Annotated in this window: 10 protein-coding genes; all 10 read left to right on the top strand. The window is 43.0% G+C overall.

Annotated features, from left to right (window positions below):
• The first annotated feature begins 37 nt into the window (after nt 1-37).
• The 10 genes from AC1DV1_RS09140 to AC1DV1_RS09095 all read left to right on the top strand — a co-directional run bounded on the left by AC1DV1_RS09140 (nt 38) and on the right by AC1DV1_RS09095 (nt 16,579).
• Entirely contained in the window at nt 38-1,606 is a 1,569-nt protein-coding gene (locus AC1DV1_RS09140; RefSeq protein ID WP_477357835.1) for a M81 family metallopeptidase, read from the top strand.
• Between the two features lie 54 nt (nt 1,607-1,660).
• Nucleotides 1,661-1,879 carry a hypothetical protein gene (locus AC1DV1_RS09135; RefSeq protein ID WP_477357832.1) on the top strand — a complete coding sequence of 73 codons (219 nt, stop codon included), beginning with the start codon at nt 1,661-1,663 and terminating at the stop codon, nt 1,877-1,879.
• Nucleotides 1,880-1,905: 26 nt separating this feature from the next.
• The gene (locus AC1DV1_RS09130) at nt 1,906-2,247 is read left to right on the top strand and encodes a type II toxin-antitoxin system VapC family toxin (RefSeq protein WP_477357829.1); all 342 of its coding nucleotides are present in this window, start codon (nt 1,906-1,908) and stop codon (nt 2,245-2,247) included.
• A 35-nt stretch (nt 2,248-2,282) separates the two neighbouring features.
• On the top strand, nt 2,283-2,672 hold the full coding sequence (locus AC1DV1_RS09125) for an acyltransferase (RefSeq protein WP_147058702.1): 390 nt from the start codon (nt 2,283-2,285) through the stop codon (nt 2,670-2,672).
• A gap of 117 nt (nt 2,673-2,789) precedes the next feature.
• A complete protein-coding gene (locus AC1DV1_RS09120; RefSeq protein WP_477357827.1) occupies nt 2,790-4,088 on the top strand; it encodes an aminotransferase class V-fold PLP-dependent enzyme in 1,299 nt (432 codons plus the stop codon).
• 661 nt (nt 4,089-4,749) lie between these two features.
• Complete coding sequence (locus AC1DV1_RS09115) at nt 4,750-5,628, top strand: AraC family transcriptional regulator (protein ID WP_477357824.1); 879 nt, start codon at nt 4,750-4,752, stop codon at nt 5,626-5,628.
• 116 nt (nt 5,629-5,744) lie between these two features.
• Nucleotides 5,745-9,899, top strand: a complete 4,155-nt coding sequence (locus tag AC1DV1_RS09110; protein ID WP_477357821.1) for a two-component regulator propeller domain-containing protein — start codon at nt 5,745-5,747, stop codon at nt 9,897-9,899.
• A gap of 50 nt (nt 9,900-9,949) precedes the next feature.
• A complete protein-coding gene (locus tag AC1DV1_RS09105) occupies nt 9,950-10,912 on the top strand; it encodes a family 43 glycosylhydrolase (RefSeq protein WP_477357818.1) in 963 nt (320 codons plus the stop codon).
• Between the two features lie 676 nt (nt 10,913-11,588).
• Complete coding sequence (locus AC1DV1_RS09100; RefSeq protein WP_477357815.1) at nt 11,589-14,810, top strand: SusC/RagA family TonB-linked outer membrane protein; 3,222 nt, start codon at nt 11,589-11,591, stop codon at nt 14,808-14,810.
• Between the two features lie 23 nt (nt 14,811-14,833).
• Complete coding sequence (locus tag AC1DV1_RS09095) at nt 14,834-16,579, top strand: RagB/SusD family nutrient uptake outer membrane protein (protein WP_477357812.1); 1,746 nt, start codon at nt 14,834-14,836, stop codon at nt 16,577-16,579.
• The last annotated feature ends 209 nt before the right edge of the window (nt 16,580-16,788 follow it).

The raw sequence follows: 16,788 nt of genomic DNA, 5'->3' as shown, positions 1-16,788 counted from the left end.
CAAAACCTTATATTTAAAACAACTAATTAGATAGGCTATGCTCAAGCGTTTATTGTTGGCGATTTTTTCATGCGGCTTAATTGGGCTGCTAACAGGTGGTACTTTAAAAACACCTACCGATAAACCACTTCCCCGGATAGCCATTTGCGGCCTGGGTATCGAGTCGAGCACGTTTTCGCCGGCACTAACGGATGAAGCTGCTTTTCATGCCAAATATGGGGCCGAAGTTTTTAGTTCGTACCCATTTATGGCTGCCGACTCGCCTTTGCGCAAAAGCGCGCTTTGGTTCCCGGCTTTGGTGGGCAAAAGTCTGCCCGGCGGGGCGGTCACCAGGGCAGCTTATGAGTCGCTGGTTAGTAAAACTTTAGATTCGCTTAAAAAACACCTGCCTTATGATGGGTTGTATTTTGATATCCATGGTGCCATGAGCGTGGTTGGGTTGGATGACCCGGAGGGCGACCTGATAACCAGGATCAGAAAAGTAGTGGGAACAAAAACACTTATCTCCACATCTATGGATCTGCACGGCAATGTATCCTGGCGGCTGGCCCAAAATACCGACCTGATTACCTGCTACCGCATGGCCCCGCATGAAGATGCCATGCAAACCAAACAACGGGCTGTTGCAAACCTCATCAGCCGGATTGAAACAGGCAAAGGAAAACCGGCATTCAAAGCCTATGTCTCTATCCCTATTTTACTGCCCGGCGAAAAAACAAGCACCCGGATTGAGCCAGGTAAAAGCATATATAAGGCCGTAGCCCCGGCTTCGGTACAGCCGGGAGTTATTGATGCCGCCATCTGGATTGGTTACGCCTGGGCCGATGAGCCGCGCAACCATGCCGTAGTAATGGTAACCGGCGACGATAAAACCGTAGTGACAGCCACCGCCGAAAAGCTGGCCCAAAACTTTTGGGATGCCCGCAAAGCCTTTGAATTTGTAGCACCTACAGGCACTTTAGCAGAATGCCTTGATAAGGCCGTAGCCAGCCCAAAACATCCATTTTACATCAGCGATTCGGGCGATAACCCAACCGCGGGCGGGGCAGGCGATGCCACCTGGACACTGACACAGATATTGGCCCGGCCGGAGTTTAAAACCGATGCAGGCCCAGCGTTGCTGTATGCATCCATCCCTGCGCCGCAATTGATAAAAAGCGCCATTGCCGCGGGTGTAGGCGGCCATGTGGATGGTTTGGCCGGCGCAGCCGTTGATGCCCGTTTTGCACCACCCGTAAGGCTATCGGGCACGGTAGAATCTATCCAATACGGCGATAAGGATGCCGAAGTGGAGGCCGTGATAAAAGTGGGCAGCGTACACGTGATCATCACCCAAAAGCGCAAACCCTATCACAAAGAAATTGACTTTACCCGCCTGGGCCTAAACCCGCGCACCGCCGGTATTGTGGTAGTAAAAATTGGCTACCTTGAACCCGAACTATATGCCATGCGCGCCGACTGGCTGCTGGCCATAACCCCCGGCGGGGTTGATCAGAACATCGAACGCCTGCCGTACCATCGCATTCAGCGCCCTATGTTCCCGCTGGATAAGGATATGAAAGACCCGGATTTGAAGGCAAAGCTGGTGCCGGCGACGGGTGAATGAATAGAATATATCTATAAGATAAGTTTTGTATATTTGGTAAAAGATAAACTAAAGATGGAAACGGTTTTGCTTCAGATAAATAACAGTAAAGCGTACAAACTGATCGAAGATCTTGAAGCTTTACATATTGTGAAGGTTCTTGAGAAAAGTAGTAAGCCAAAGCAAAAACTCTCCGAACGATTTGCCGGCTCACTTAATCTTTCTGAAGAGGAATATAACAACTTTCAAAACTCAATCGAACAAAGTAGAAACGAGTGGGAAAGGGATATTTAATAGATTCTAATGTGGTAATCGGGTATTTGGATAACAAATTACCTGAATCAGGCATGAAATTCATGCATGCTATAGTTGATGAAACTCCCAATATCTCTGTTGTTACTAAAATTGAAGTCCTTAGGTTTAATACGTCTGATGATGTTTATAAAACGTTGCAAGATTTTGTTTCAGAAAGCATCGTTTTCGAAATTAATGATCAGGTTGTAGATAAAACGATAATCATATGTAAAGGCCATCGCATTAAACTCCCTGATGCTATCATTGCAGCTACAGCCATCGTCGGTGATCTGACGTTGATCACACGTAATACTTCTGATTTTAAAAATATTGCAGATTTGGAATTTTTAGATCCGTGGAACCAATAACGATCATATCAGATAATTAATATCAATCAATTTCAATGAAAACCACCGTCCTTATATCCCGCTTGCTGCTTGGCTTTTTATACCTGGTGTTTGGCCTTGATTATTTTCTGCATTTTATACCGTACCAGCCATTACATACCGGTGCTGCGGGTGCATTCATCGCCGGGTTAAAGGGTACGGGGTACTTTTATCCTATTCAAAAAGTGATACAGATAACAGGGGGCTTATCGCTGCTCACTAACCGTTACGCGCCCTTTTCGGCAGTAGTACTGTTCCCTATCAGTTTAAATGTGTTGTTGTTTCACACCTTCCTGGTGCCATCGGGCTGGCTGATGGGTGTTTTCCTTGTAGCCCCAAACCTGCTTTTAGGCGTTGGGTATTGGAAGTATTATAAAGCAATGTTTGTTGCAAAGGCGGTGGTGTAACAGCTTGGTTAATACATTTCATTAAATCGCTTCTAATCAGTAATCTCCGCAGCTAAGACAACAAAAAAACAGGTGTCGATTGCTTGTTTGTATGCATCAAATACGCTAAATTCGTTCATGACCAATAATCGACGCAGTTTCATCAAACAGGCCGCCGTACTAACCGGCGCTTTTTCGGCTACAAGCCTGTTTAACCAGGCACATGCAGCCGACTGGACTTCAGCATTAAACAGGGTAAGCCGTTTAACGCCGCAAGAGGTGGCGCAGGACGAGGATTTTTGGGGCGTTATCCAGCGGTCGTACTCGGTGAGCGCTAATATCATCAACCTGAACAATGGCGGTGTGTCGCCGTCGCCAATTGTGGTACAGCAGGCTGTAGAGCGTTATAACCAGCTTACCAACGAAGGCCCGTCGTACTTTATGTGGCGCATCCTTGACCAGGGGCGCGAGCCGTTGCGCGAAAAACTTGCCTTGCTGGCCGGTACCCTGCCCGATGAAATTGCGGTAAACCGTAACGCTACCGAATCATTGAATACCATCATCTGCGGCTTGCCCCTAAAAAACGGCGATGAAGTGATTGGCGCAAAGTTAGATTATCCGCATATGGTACAGGCCTATCGGCAGCGGGCCCTGCGCGAAGGCATAGTATACAAACAGCTTACCTTCGACTTCCCTATTGAGAATGATGAGCAGATTGTAAAAGCTTATCAGGATGCCATCACCTCCAAAACAAAACTAATACACGTTACGCATATAGTAAACTATGTAGGCCAAATTATGCCTGTACGCAAAATTTGCGATATGGCGCATGCCCGGGGTATAGAAGTTATTGTAGACGGGGCCCATTCTTTCGGGCTGCTCGACTTCAAGATTCCCGATTTAAATTGCGATTACTTTGGCACCAGTCTGCATAAATTCCTGTCGGCACCTATAGGCAGCGGCATGATGTGGATTAAAAAAGAAAAAATAAGTAAGGTGATGCCCCTTTTATGCGATGATAACCCACTGGGGCCCGATATCCGCAAGTTTGAAAACCTGGGTACCCGCAGTTTTCCGATAGAGCAGGGGATAGGCGAGGCCATCAACTTCCAGCTGGCAATTGGCAGCAAACGTAAGGAGGATCGCATCCGTTATCTTAAAAATTACTGGGCTACCAAAGTACAGCACCTGCCCAAAGTAAAGCTGCATACCTCGTTAAAACCCGAATACTCCTGCGCTATCTGCGGCATATCTATTGATGGCATGACACCCGCGCAACTGGATGCCGCGTTATTTAGTCAATATAAAATTCACCAGGTATCCATTGTATTTGAAAATGTAAACCTGGTGCGCATAACCCCGCACGTATACACCACCCTTGCCGACCTGGATAAGCTGGTTAAAGCAATTACAGAAATAGCCGGCAAGGCCACCTGATGGTAGGTTAATGATGATAGTCCTAAGTCGAAAATTTTAAGTTCTAAGAGGCTGTCTGAAATTAAAAAACAGACCGCCGTTGCTAGTGACCATCAGCCTATGCTGAAAAAAGCAGTAATGACATGGCTGCGACCGGAATTTTTGTAGAGACGCATCACATGCGTCTCCCTTCAGACCGGCTTCGATTTGCATGTGGGAGACGCATGTGATGCGTCTCTACAAAAAAACATTAATAATCAATATATTATAAATCCGTCATTACAAGGTACTAAGCAATCCCCTATATGCTAAGTCCCACATAGTTTGGGATTGCTTAGTACCTCGCTATGACGATAGTTTAGTGCATTAGTTTAACTATATCTGTTGCGCGTCATAACATTTTTTTTCAGGTTTATCTGATAGATACTCGCAATGACTGTGGTTTGGGACATTGGGTTAACTATCTCTGTTAAGTCAAAAATAATAATGTCTTTTTAACTCAATGCTCTGTACTGCTCACCTGACACCAACACTTGTTTTGGCTGCCAAAGAATGGTATAAAAAAATCCGGTTAACATTTGCTGTAGAAACTGTAACATTTGTGGCATTAAAAAAAAAGGCAATCGTATAGTTTTACGCTTTAAACCGTAATTCCTGGTTGCCAATAATTTAAATGTATCAAATGTCGGTTCCTAATGTGATGCGCGAAACAACGTCCCTGAATATGGGCGATTGTTTTTCGATATTTTCGAAAGTGAAGGAAAAGTTTGATTTTCCTTTACATTACCACAACGAATATGAGTTAAACCTGATCATAAATGCCAAAGGCGCCAAACGCATTATTGGCGATAGCATGGAAACTATTGACGATATCGAGCTGGTGTTTATCGGCCCAAACGTTTACCATGGCTGGTTTACGGGCGAATGTACCAGCGAGGCCATTAATGAGGTTACTATTCAGTTTCATACCGATTTATTTGATGAAAAGTTTTTGCAACGTAACCAGTTGTTTTTTATCAAAAGCATGTTTGAAAACGCAGGGCGTGGCCTGGTTTTCTCGTATGAAACCACCCGCGATATCGCCCGGCGTATATTAAACCTTAGCAATAAGGATGGCTTTAACTCGGTATTGGAGCTGCTTGCTATACTGCACACCCTATCTACATCCAAAAACAGGAGGATGCTATCTGATCCTGGCTTTTCGGACGAAAAATTCCGGTATACCAACGGGCGTGTTGATAAGGTTTTTGATTATATGAAAACCAATTTCGACAAGCGTATAACACTTGCCGAAGTGGCCACGGTAGCCAACATGCCCGAGGCCTCGTTTTGCCGGTTCCTGAAAAAAAGCACGGGCAAATCGTTTATTGAAAGCCTTAATGATATCAGGTTGGGCAATGCCTCCCGTATGCTTATTAACACCACGCATTCCATCGCCGAAATTGCTTACCAGTGCGGCTTCAATAATATTTCAAACTTCAACCGGATATTTAAACGCCATAAGCTATGTGTCCCAAAAGAATTCAGGAAGGCCTACACACTTGGTACCAGGGTAGGTTAACCTCTTTTTAATAATTAAAATATATTGATGTTAATATAACACTTATTATGTAATTTTATAAATCCCGTAAACCGGATTATTAAACCCCGCAATCGATTGTTGGTAATTGCTAAATAATGAGTTTTAAAGTTTATATAACATTTATATTTCTTGTTTTTACCCATCAGTGGCTGTCTGCCCAAAATCATTTATATAAATTTTCGCGGTTGGATATTACCGATGGCTTATCTGATAATCACGTCAATTGTATTTTTAAAGACGAAAAAGGGTTCATGTGGTTTGGCACAAACTCGGGCCTCAGCAGGTATGATGGGTTTAAATTTAAAGTTTTTAAGCACGAGGCCGATAACCCTAATTCGCTAAGTGAAAGCTTTGTTTCGCGCATCAGCGAAGGGCCTGATAAAAAGCTGTGGATATTTACGCACAGCAACATCAGTATTTATGACCCCACAACCGAGAACTTTGCCATTAATGTTGCCGATGAGCTTAGGCGTTATAAAATTATAACCAGCGATGTAACCCTCATACGAAAGGATAAAGACGGCGGCTTTTGGTTTATCACCAAAAATAAAGGCGTGTACAGGTATAACCCTGCCGACAGTTCCACGTCGTTTTATTGCACATCGTCCTTTTCAAAAACCATTTTGCATTCAGATGCCATAATGGATGTGGCGGTTACAAAAAACAATGCTGTTTGGTTAATTTATAGCGATGGTATTATCGATTTGTTAGATACCCGGTTAAATAAAATCGTCAAACGTTTTGATGGCCTGGCCAAGGCTAACTTATATAAGCTGGAATCGTACACGCTGGCAGTTGATAATAAAAATAACCTGTGGATTTATTCGGCCGCTGGACCTTTTGGTACCTACTGCTTCAATACCCAAAACTATTCGCTATTACACTTTAGTAAAGATACGCCCGATGGCCGGCTAAACTCCAATATTGTAAATACCGTAATACAGGGCGATGATAACAAAATATGGATAGGTACCGATCATGGCGGCATCAACGTGCTTGATCCGGTAACCCATAAGGTAAGCTACCTGGTTAATAAAGAGGATGATCCGCAATCCATTAGCGGCAACAGTGTTTTTTTATACAGGGATGATGCAGGCATTGTTTGGGCGGGCACTTTTAAGCAGGGCATAAGTTATTACCATAGCGTCATTATGCAATTCCCGGTTTACAGGCATTTATTAACAGATAAAAACAGCCTGCCCTATGAGGATATTAATGCTTTTGCCGAAGAACGGAACGGTAATTTATGGATAGGTACAAACGGGGGCGGCCTGATTAATTTTAACCCGGAAACCAAAAAATATACTCAGTTCAAGCACGATGCGGCAGATCCTAATAGTTTATCAATCGATATTATCATAAGCTTATACGTTGATCATGAAAATAAACTTTGGATAGGTACCTATTTTGGTGGCCTGGACTGTTTTGACGGTAAAAAGTTTACCCATTACCGCCACAGCGATAAAGATAAAACTACCATTACCGACGACCGGGTTTATACCATAATTGAAGATGCCGCCCGGAATTTATGGGTAGGAACCTTTGCCGGCGGATTGAATGTGCTTGACCGTAAAAGCAATACCTTTAGCCATCCCGAGTATAAAATGGTATCTGATTATACCGCTTTTTTTTACCGGGACAGGCAACAAAATATTTGGATAGGCCGCGATAAGGGCGTTGATGTGATAGATAGTAAAACAAACCGGGTGCGGCATTACTACTATCTGCCTAAAAATCCAAACAGCCTTGCCGGCAGCGATGTAAATATTATAACCCAGGATAGCCGCGGATTAATGTGGATTGGCACAAAAAGTGGCCTCAGCATACTTAACACCCAAACCAACACATTTTTAAATGTAGATAAGGGCATGGGCTGGCCGGTAAACAATGTGTCGAACATTTTGGAAGATAACCAGGGCCGGATGTGGGTAAGTACAACCAACGGCCTTTCAAACATCAGCTTAACACCGGCAGGCGGGCAGTATAAATTCCAGGTTGATAATTATAATGAGGCCGATGGTTTACAGGCCCGTGATTTTAATTTATATGCCGCAACCAAGCTAAGGAACGGGCAATTGGCATTTGGCGGCGCACATGGGTTTAACTTATTTGACCCTGCAGTAATAAACACCCTTAAACCCAACCCCAAACTGGTATTTACCGATTTTAGGCTATTTAATAAAAGCGTAGCCGCCGGCGATTCGGTAAAAGGTAGGGTTGTGCTGGATAATGCCATAGCGGAAACAAAATGGATAACCCTGAACCATAATGAAAATGTATTTGATATAGAGTTTGCCGCCAACGAATATTTTTATCCCAATAAAATAAGTTACCAGTATACCCTTGAAGGCTTTGACAAAGGTTGGATCACTTTCCCGGCCAACAGCCATAGTGTTACCTACACCAACCTTGACGGTGGCGATTATACTTTTAAAGTGAGGGAATTAAATACAGGTAAAGAGATCTCGCTCAAAATTACTGTTCAGCCACCCTTTTGGAAAACGCCTTTAGCCTATATAGCTTACATGCTGCTTGCCCTTGGGCTGTTGTTTTACATCAGGCACCGCGGTATAACTAAACTGGAGCGGCAATTTGAATTTAAACAGGCCGAGATAGAGGCTGAAAGAAAACTTGCCAGCCAGCGCGAAGAAGCGCAGCGCATGCACCAGCTTGATTTAATGAAGATTAAATTCTTCGTTAACATCAGCCACGAGTTTCGTACGCCATTGTCATTAATCCTGTCGCCAATTGATGATCTTATTAAGGTATCTGATAACCCCGATCAGCAACATCATTTAACCATGATTAAGCGCAACAGCAAGCGCTTACTTAACCTGGTTAACCAGTTGATAGATTTCAGGAAAATGGAGCATAACGAATTGAAGCTTAGCTTAAACAAGGGCGATATTATTCAATTTATAAAGGAGGTTTCGTCGTCATTTACAGATGTAGCCCATCAAAAGAAAATTCAATACCTTTTTGAAAGCGAGCTGCACTCATTTACTACCAAATTTGACCAGGATAAAATAGAAAGGATACTGTTTAACCTGCTATCAAACGCGTTTAAGTTTACGCCGGCAGGCGGCAGCATCAGTGTAATTTTAAATACCCCGCAGGTTGCTAATTTGCCGGCTGATAAAAGGATGCTCGAAATCAGGGTAATTGATACAGGTATCGGGATTACGAAGGAAAACCAGGAGATGATTTTTGAACGTTTTTTCCAGGATGATATCCCCGAAAGCCTGTTAAACCAGGGGAGCGGAATAGGTTTATCAATCACAAAAGAGTTCATAAAAATACACGGCGGAACTATCAGGCTGGAAAGCGAACCCGAATATGGCAGTTGTTTTATTGTAAGTATACCATTTGAAGGCAAAACCGAGAAACTGACGCTTGCACCTGCAATACAGGAAAATAATACACTGCCAACTTTAAAAAACACCGATGGCATACAGGGCTCAAACAAAAAACCAACGGTTTTATTAATTGAAGACGATGATGATATGCGTTTTTACCTGAAAGAGAACCTGAAAGATCATTTCCACATTATTGAGGCCATAAATGGTAAAGAAGGCTGGCAAAAAGCGCTTGCCCTGCACCCCAAATTAATAGTGAGCGATGTAACCATGCCCGAAATGAATGGTTTTGAATTGTCGCGAAAGCTAAAGGGAGACAGCCGTACATCGCATATCCCCGTTATATTGCTAACCGCTATGGCCGGCGAAGACGATCAGCTGGTGGGGCTGGAGTGTGGGGCTAACGATTATATTGTTAAGCCATTCAATTCGGGCATCCTGCTGTCCAAAATCAACAATTTATTGCTGATGCAGCAAACGTTTAAAGAAACCTATCAAAAGCAGGTTGATATTCAATCGCAAGGTGTGGTGGTCATATCTGAAGACGAAAAATTCCTGAAAAACGCGCTCGATTTTATTGAGCAAAATATCACCAAGCCCAATTTCTCGGTAGAAGAGCTGGCCAGGCACCTGGCATTGAGCAGGGTATCCCTTTACCGTAAATTATTAAACCTTACCGGTAAAACGCCGGTTGATTGTATCCGCACCATCCGTTTGCAGCGTGCCGTACAGCTACTGGAGCGCAGCAAGCTTAGCATTGCCAATGTTGCCTACGAAGTTGGTTTTAATAATGCAGCCTATTTTGCAAAGGTGTTTAAAGAAGAGTTTAGCATGCTGCCATCTGAATATATTGCCGAGCTGAAGAATAAAGAGCATGAAGATATTTTGGCGTAGCAATAGCACAATTTATACCGGTAATTGATAAAATTGTTAATTTGCGCCTCATGAGGATATTTAAAACGCCGTTGCTGATAACATTATTTTTTAGTTTTTTGCTGACAGCTGGCGCGCAAACAAAGGCTATAAATAACCCGGTTGTTAAGGGCTATTATGCCGATCCTACTATAATTAAAGATAAAGGGCTTTTTTATATCTATGCAACCATTGATCCCTGGGGAGGCAACGAGTTGGGTGTATTGGTGACCAAAGATTTTGTGACCTTTAAAACAGAACATATTAACTGGCCAACTAAACAAGCCTGTACAAGCCCAACGTCCAATAATTCCATGGTATGGGCGCCTTCTATCCGCAAGGCAGCCAATGGCAAGTATTACCTGTACGTAGCAGTCGGCAGCGAGTTGTGGGTAGGGGTAAGCAGCCACCCGCTTGGCCCGTGGAAAAATGCGAAGGCCGACAATACACCCCTGGTTGCAGGCAATAAATACCCGGGGGTTCATAATATCGATCCCGATTGCTTTATTGACCAGGATGGGCAGGCCTATTTATACTGGGGATCGGGCTTTAAATGGGTAAATGGCCATTGTATGGCAGTAAAGCTTAAAAAAGATATGGTCACTTTTGATGGCGAACCAAAGGATATTACGCCACCCCATTATTTTGAAGCCCCGCATATGGTTAAGCGCGGCGGCTTGTATTACCTGATGTATTCATACGGTAAGGCTATTGATGCTACTTACCAGGTTCGCTATTCGGTAAGTAAAACACCTTTTGGGCCATGGACAGAGGGCCAGTATGATCCTATCCTGGCAACCACACCCGATAGTACAACAGTCGGGCCGGGTCATCATACTGTTTTTCAGCAAAACGGTCAATACTATATTTTATACCACCGCATCCATCCACAAAATAAAGAATATGTATTGCGCGAGCTTTGTTTAGATAGCCTGAACTTTGATAAGCAAGGCAATATTCTAAAAATCAAGCCATCGGCCTTGAGTCGTTTTTAAAGAGCTCTATTTTTTAAGTCGAAAGTCTTTAGCCCAAGGTCTTAAGAAACTTTTTAATTTTGATTAAACTATCGTCATTGCGAGTATCTATCAGGTAAGACCTGAAAAAAAATGTTATGACGCGCAACGGATATAGTTTAACGAATGCACTAAACTACCTCGCAATGACGGTCTCTTTTTAATTAGACAGCTTCACCAGCTCGGAATAAATAGTATTACCAGGTCCTTTTCCTTAATTCGTGAAGCTTTACGCTTGTAGTTTCCCCTAGGGTTTCGCCCTGACACATTTATTAGCAACGGGTTTCAACCCGTTGCTAATAAATGATCCCTCCGTTATGCGCACTCTGGCCTTCCCCCGGAAATCTACACTTATCTCCCAATCTATTTTAACGCTGTTTTGCCTCAAATTACAGCTCTAATGTCTGTATCAAAAGTTGTATCGGCTTAGCGCTTATGATATTTTTTTGACCATTAATACTCAGTATTCTGTTTATCTAATTGATAATCATATGTTTAAATGTGTGTAACATTTGTTGTATCAATTTAAACATAAGTAGTACAATCGATTGTGCGGGTTGTATAGTTTTGGTATCAAGGTTCGGTGAAATTTTGCCGACATGAAAAAAGCTGAACCGCTTCGATCGCAAACCAATTTTCAAAATCTAATAATTAATGTATGAGAGGAAAACTACACATCAAAAAGTTTGTGGCTTTAATCTGGATCAACTTAGCACTTATGCTGGTAAGTATGTCTGGATATGCACAAAGCAAAATTACCGGTAAGGTAACCGGAGCCGATGACGGGCTGCCAATACCGGGCGTTACCGTTAAAGTAAAAGGCGGCGCAGCCGTAACAAGTACCAATACCGAAGGTACTTATTCAATTACAGCAGGCAGCAATGCTACACTAATATTCAGCTTTATTGGCTACACCAGCCAGGAAGTAGCAGTTGGCAGCAATTCAAGCGTAAACATAAAATTAGCACCCGAAAATAAAGCGCTTAACGAGGTAGTTGTTGTGGGTTACGGTAGTGCCAAACGCAGCGATGTTACCGGCGCAATTAGTTCTGTTAACGCTGCAACCATTGCAAAAGTACCCGTTACATCGTTAGATCAGGCTTTGCAAGGTCGTGCTGCCGGTGTACAGGTTACCAATAACGATGCTTCGCCGGGTAGTAACATTACCGTATTAATACGTGGTACAGGTAGCCTGGCCAGTGGCGGTAACACACCGTTATATGTGGTAGACGGTTATCCAATAAATGCAGGCGGTATCAATAACATCAACCCAAGCGATATTGCATCTATAGATGTGCTGAAAGATGCTTCGGCAACAGCTATTTACGGTGTTAGGGCAGCCAATGGCGTGGTTATGGTAACCACCAAAAAAGGTAAAAAAGATGGTGGCGCGCAGGTGGAGTTTAACGCTTACAACGCGTTTCAGAGCAAGCCTAAGCAGTACGATCTGTTAAATGCCCAACAGTTTGCCACCCTGGCCAACGATGTAGCCGCAAATGACCCAAACAAACACTTCACAACATTGGCCAACTGGGCCAGTCCATCGTCATTAACCAATGCCGATTGGCAAAATGCCATTTACCGTAGCGGATTAACCCAAAACTATGATTTGGCTATCCGTGGTGGTAACGAAAAAGTACAATCATCAACATCTATAGGTTATTATGATCAAAAAGGGATTGTACTGGGCTCTTACTTTAAAAGGATCACCGTAGGTGAAAATTTAGATTATCAGCCAACAAAATGGCTTAAATCTGCAACCAGTGCCAAATACTCTTACCAAAATTTAAATAACCCATTTGGTACCGGTAATTTAGGTAATATAAACCAGTTGCCACCAACACTTGATGGCGGTAATAAATTAACCAGCCAGATAAAAGATGCTAATGGCAACTACGGTTTTTTTAACCCTATTTACACTTATGTGGCCAAAAATAACAACCCAATCTATTCAATCGAGACCAATCAGTATAAAAATATAAACAACTACTTTTTGGTTAACTCGTCATTAGAAGCTACTATTTTTGACGGCCTTAAATTTAAAACCAACGGCGGTATTACTTATACCGGCTACAACGGTTCTTACTTCCAGCCTTCAGATAGCCGTAAAATTGACCAGTATGGCGCTGCTGCCGGTGCATCGGGTACAGCTTTATATTCGCAGCATATCAACAGCACTTTTGACTGGTTGTGGGAAAATTACCTGTCGTACGATAAAACATTCGGCTCACATACCATCAATTTTGTAGCGGGTGTATCTCAACAGGAAAGCGATTACAATAGTTTAGGTGGTAGTGTTACGCCGCCAAACAACACTATTAAAAGCTTAAGCCAGGGTACCAACCTTATATTGGATGCTAATACCAATGGTGCTGTTAACAACGGCGAAGTAAAACGTTCTTACGCCTCGCAATTTGCGAGGTTGGCATACAACTACGCCAGTAAGTATTATTTAACAGGTACGGTTAGAAGAGACGGTTCATCGCAGTTTGCGCCAGGCCATCAGTATGGTACTTTTTACTCAGGTGCTGTAAACTGGAATGTTAAAAAGGAATCTTTTCTTACCAATGTAAACTGGCTTTCGGGTTTAAAATTCAGAGGAAGCTATGGCGAGTTGGGTAACCAGCACGGCATAGGCGACTTTACCTACCAATCATTATATTCTGCAGGCGCTTCTGCAACAGCCAGTGGCAACCTTGGTTATGCCTTTGGTAAAGTAGGTGGCTCAAACGGAACTTACCAGGCAGGTGTGGCTTCAATCCAGCCAGAAAATGATAACATCAGATGGGAAACTGATTATGTAACGGACATTGGTATGGACGCGTCGTTTTTAAATGGCGAGTTAAGCCTTACTGTTGATTATTTTAATAGAAAATCAAAAGATTTCCTGTTAAACATAGCGGCATCACCACAAACAGGTTATAATACATTACCTTCAAATGTGGGCTCGATGGTAAATAAAGGCTGGGAGTTTGCCCTCAATTATAATCACGCTGTAAATAGTGATGTACACATTGATTTAGGTTTAACGCTTTCATTCATTAAAAACAGACTTACAGGCTTATATTCTGGTACTAATGCAATCTCCAATTTTGGTGGCCTTGGATTAACAGGCGATGGCTGGAGTGAATTTACCAGGACTTATATAGGCCAGCCAATTGGCGAGTTTTATGGATACAAAGCAATCGGAATTATCCAGAGCCAGGCTCAATTAACGGCCTTAAACTCAGCTGCACAGGCAAAAGGTAATGATTTTTACTATAAAGCTACTACAGGCGTTGGAGACCGTTTATATGCCGATGTGGATGGCAGCGGTAAAATAACAGCCGACGATAGGGTAGCCCTTGGCAGTCCGCAGCCTAAGTTTTTTGGCGGGTTTAACCTTGGCGGGTCTTACAAATCGTGGGATTTTAATGCCTATTTCTACGGTGTTTACGGTAACAAGATTTTGAACTACCAGGAAAGTAACCTCGAGAGCTTTGCACAAAGAGGATCGGTAAGTATCGAAAACGTAAGCAAGCAGTATTACAATAACTATTGGACTCCTACACGCTCGTCAAACCGTTATGCCGCGGTACATTATGATGATACCGATTACGGTAACCTTTTGCCATCAAGCGCCTGGATTGAAAATGGTAGTTTCCTGAAATTGAAAACTGTTACGGTTGGATACTCGTTACCACAGGATTTGGTTAAGAAACTTACATTATCCAAAATCAGGGTATATGTTTCGTCTCAAAACCTGTTCACCATTACCAAATACACTGGTCTTGATCCCGAAATTGGCACTCAAAACGCTAACCCAACCCAAAACGGTGTTGATAATGGTACTTATCCATCATCAAGGTTTTACACTATCGGCTTAAACGTAGTATTCTAACCAAGGACAAAAAAATTAATGATATGAAAATCAATAAAAAATATTTCACTATAGCGGCCTTGTGTGGGGCTATGCTGATCCCGCTCAGCTGTAAAAAGAATTTCTTAACACAAACCAATACAACAGCATCAAACGCTGATGCTACGTTTCAAAAATCGCAGGATGTAGTAGCGTTGGTAAACAGTATTTACGATGGTTACCAAAACAGCGATTTGCTGAAAAAATCAATCTGGTACTATGCCAATTTTACCAGCCATGATTGGTTTAATGATGGTGGCGATATTGCCTGGAACAACTATACCATCAGCCCGACTTTTGGTGCCTTATATACCTTTTGGCAAAACGCTTATTTTGATATCATCAGGGCAAACTCGGCGTTAGAAATTATTGCTACTGCGAAAACAAAAGGCGTAGTTACCGCAGAATTAGGCAACCGCTTATTAGGCGAAGCCTACTTTTTACGGGGGATGAGCTATTATTACCTGGCCGGCAGCTTTGGCGGAGTACCTTTGGAGTTAAAATCAAACCCGAATGGTTTGGCGCCAAGAAACACCCAGGCCGAAGTATTTGCACAGGTTGTAGCCGATATGAAACAGGCTGAAACCTTGCTGCAATCAAAAACAGTATTGCCGGCTACCGAAAAGGGTAGGGCTACCAAGGGCGCGGCTTACGCTTATGAAGGTTCGGCGCAAATGTGGTTAGGTAAATATGCCGAGGCACTTACCGCGTTTAACAATACCGAATTGACAGCCAATTACCATTTATTGCCAAAATTCATTGATGTACATGAATTTAGCAATCAAAATAACGACGAATCGTTATTTGAAATTCAGTTTGACATTCAGGGCTCACAAAGCTGGGATGGCGGCTGGCAAAATGGTGGCGAAGTAGCATGGATTGATGACTTTAGCTGGCCACATGAGTTAAGCGGTTTTGGTTATGATTATGGTAACCCAGGTTTAGAATACTCATACCAAACAGGCGATTTACGTAAAAATGCAACCATCATTGGTCCCGGCGATCAAAACATCAGCCCAGGAATTATTGCCAAATGGGGTGGTATAAAAGGCTACCAGGTAGTTATTGACGGTTTCAAAAACGGAACAAAAGATAACTCGGCTCAAAAATACGGCTCATTTGTAGGCGATGATGGCAACATCATTAATACCTGCGGTGCGTTAAGGCAGCCATGGTACGGCGATGACCTTACCCGTTCTGGTTTCTATTGTGCAAAAAAATGGCGCGATCCAAACCTAACAGGTGCCAACGGTTCATCAACCATATTTGGTTCGCAAAACCAGATCTTGATGCGTTATGCCGAAGTGTTATTGTCAAGAGCAGAGTGTAAAGTGCGTACAGGCGATATTCCGGGTGCCATGGCCGATTTGAAATTGGTTAGAGACAGGGCTTTTGGTGGCTCGGCCCCTGCGGTTATGCAGGATGGGCTTACTTATGATGGTAAAGCAACTACCCCTATCACTGATCCATTGCAGATGGTGTTAAGTGAGTACAGGCACGAATTAACGGGTGAATACTCGTTGTTTTACCTGCTGCGTAGGGCAGGTCCGGGTGTGGCTGCTACATTTATTCAAAAAAATTATGGTACCGATGCTACTGTAACTCCGCAGCCTTATCCTTACGGCCCAACTGCCGACGGAAAACTGCATGGAGTTTGGCGCACATCGTTACCTGCAAACCACGATATATTGCCTATACCGCAAACCGCTATAGGGCTTAACCCTAACCTGAAACAAAACCCAGGTTATTAATAAATGGGTTATATATTAAACAAAATAAGTTTTTTATATAATTGGTTTCCTTGTTTTGGCTTTCTCCCGAAGGAGAAAGCCTTTTTAAATTCAAACGTTATCCTATTTATTAATTAAAAAATGTCATTTCGATAGAGCAGGGGGGGCGTGAGTGGGAGGGCGAAAGAGAAATCTTATACGCCCTGTATTCCGAGATGATTGTCGTGATG

This window comes from Mucilaginibacter sp. P4_D1, from assembly GCF_056401935.1.
The sequence above is the reverse complement of the archived record's forward strand: the minus strand, read 5'-3'. Positions and strand labels throughout refer to the sequence as shown.

Bases quoted from the DNA above. Each gene is read 5' to 3' on its own strand.
- AC1DV1_RS09140 (WP_477357835.1), top strand. From the start codon at position 38: ATGCTCAAGCGTTTATTGTTGGCGATTTTTTCATGCGGCTTAATTGGG.
- AC1DV1_RS09135 (WP_477357832.1), top strand. From the start codon at position 1,661: ATGGAAACGGTTTTGCTTCAGATAAATAACAGTAAAGCGTACAAACTG.
- AC1DV1_RS09125 (WP_147058702.1), top strand. From the start codon at position 2,283: ATGAAAACCACCGTCCTTATATCCCGCTTGCTGCTTGGCTTTTTATAC.
- AC1DV1_RS09120 (WP_477357827.1), top strand. From the start codon at position 2,790: ATGACCAATAATCGACGCAGTTTCATCAAACAGGCCGCCGTACTAACC.
- AC1DV1_RS09115 (WP_477357824.1), top strand. From the start codon at position 4,750: ATGTCGGTTCCTAATGTGATGCGCGAAACAACGTCCCTGAATATGGGC.
- AC1DV1_RS09110 (WP_477357821.1), top strand. From the start codon at position 5,745: ATGAGTTTTAAAGTTTATATAACATTTATATTTCTTGTTTTTACCCAT.
- AC1DV1_RS09105 (WP_477357818.1), top strand. From the start codon at position 9,950: ATGAGGATATTTAAAACGCCGTTGCTGATAACATTATTTTTTAGTTTT.
- AC1DV1_RS09100 (WP_477357815.1), top strand. From the start codon at position 11,589: ATGAGAGGAAAACTACACATCAAAAAGTTTGTGGCTTTAATCTGGATC.
- AC1DV1_RS09095 (WP_477357812.1), top strand. From the start codon at position 14,834: ATGAAAATCAATAAAAAATATTTCACTATAGCGGCCTTGTGTGGGGCT.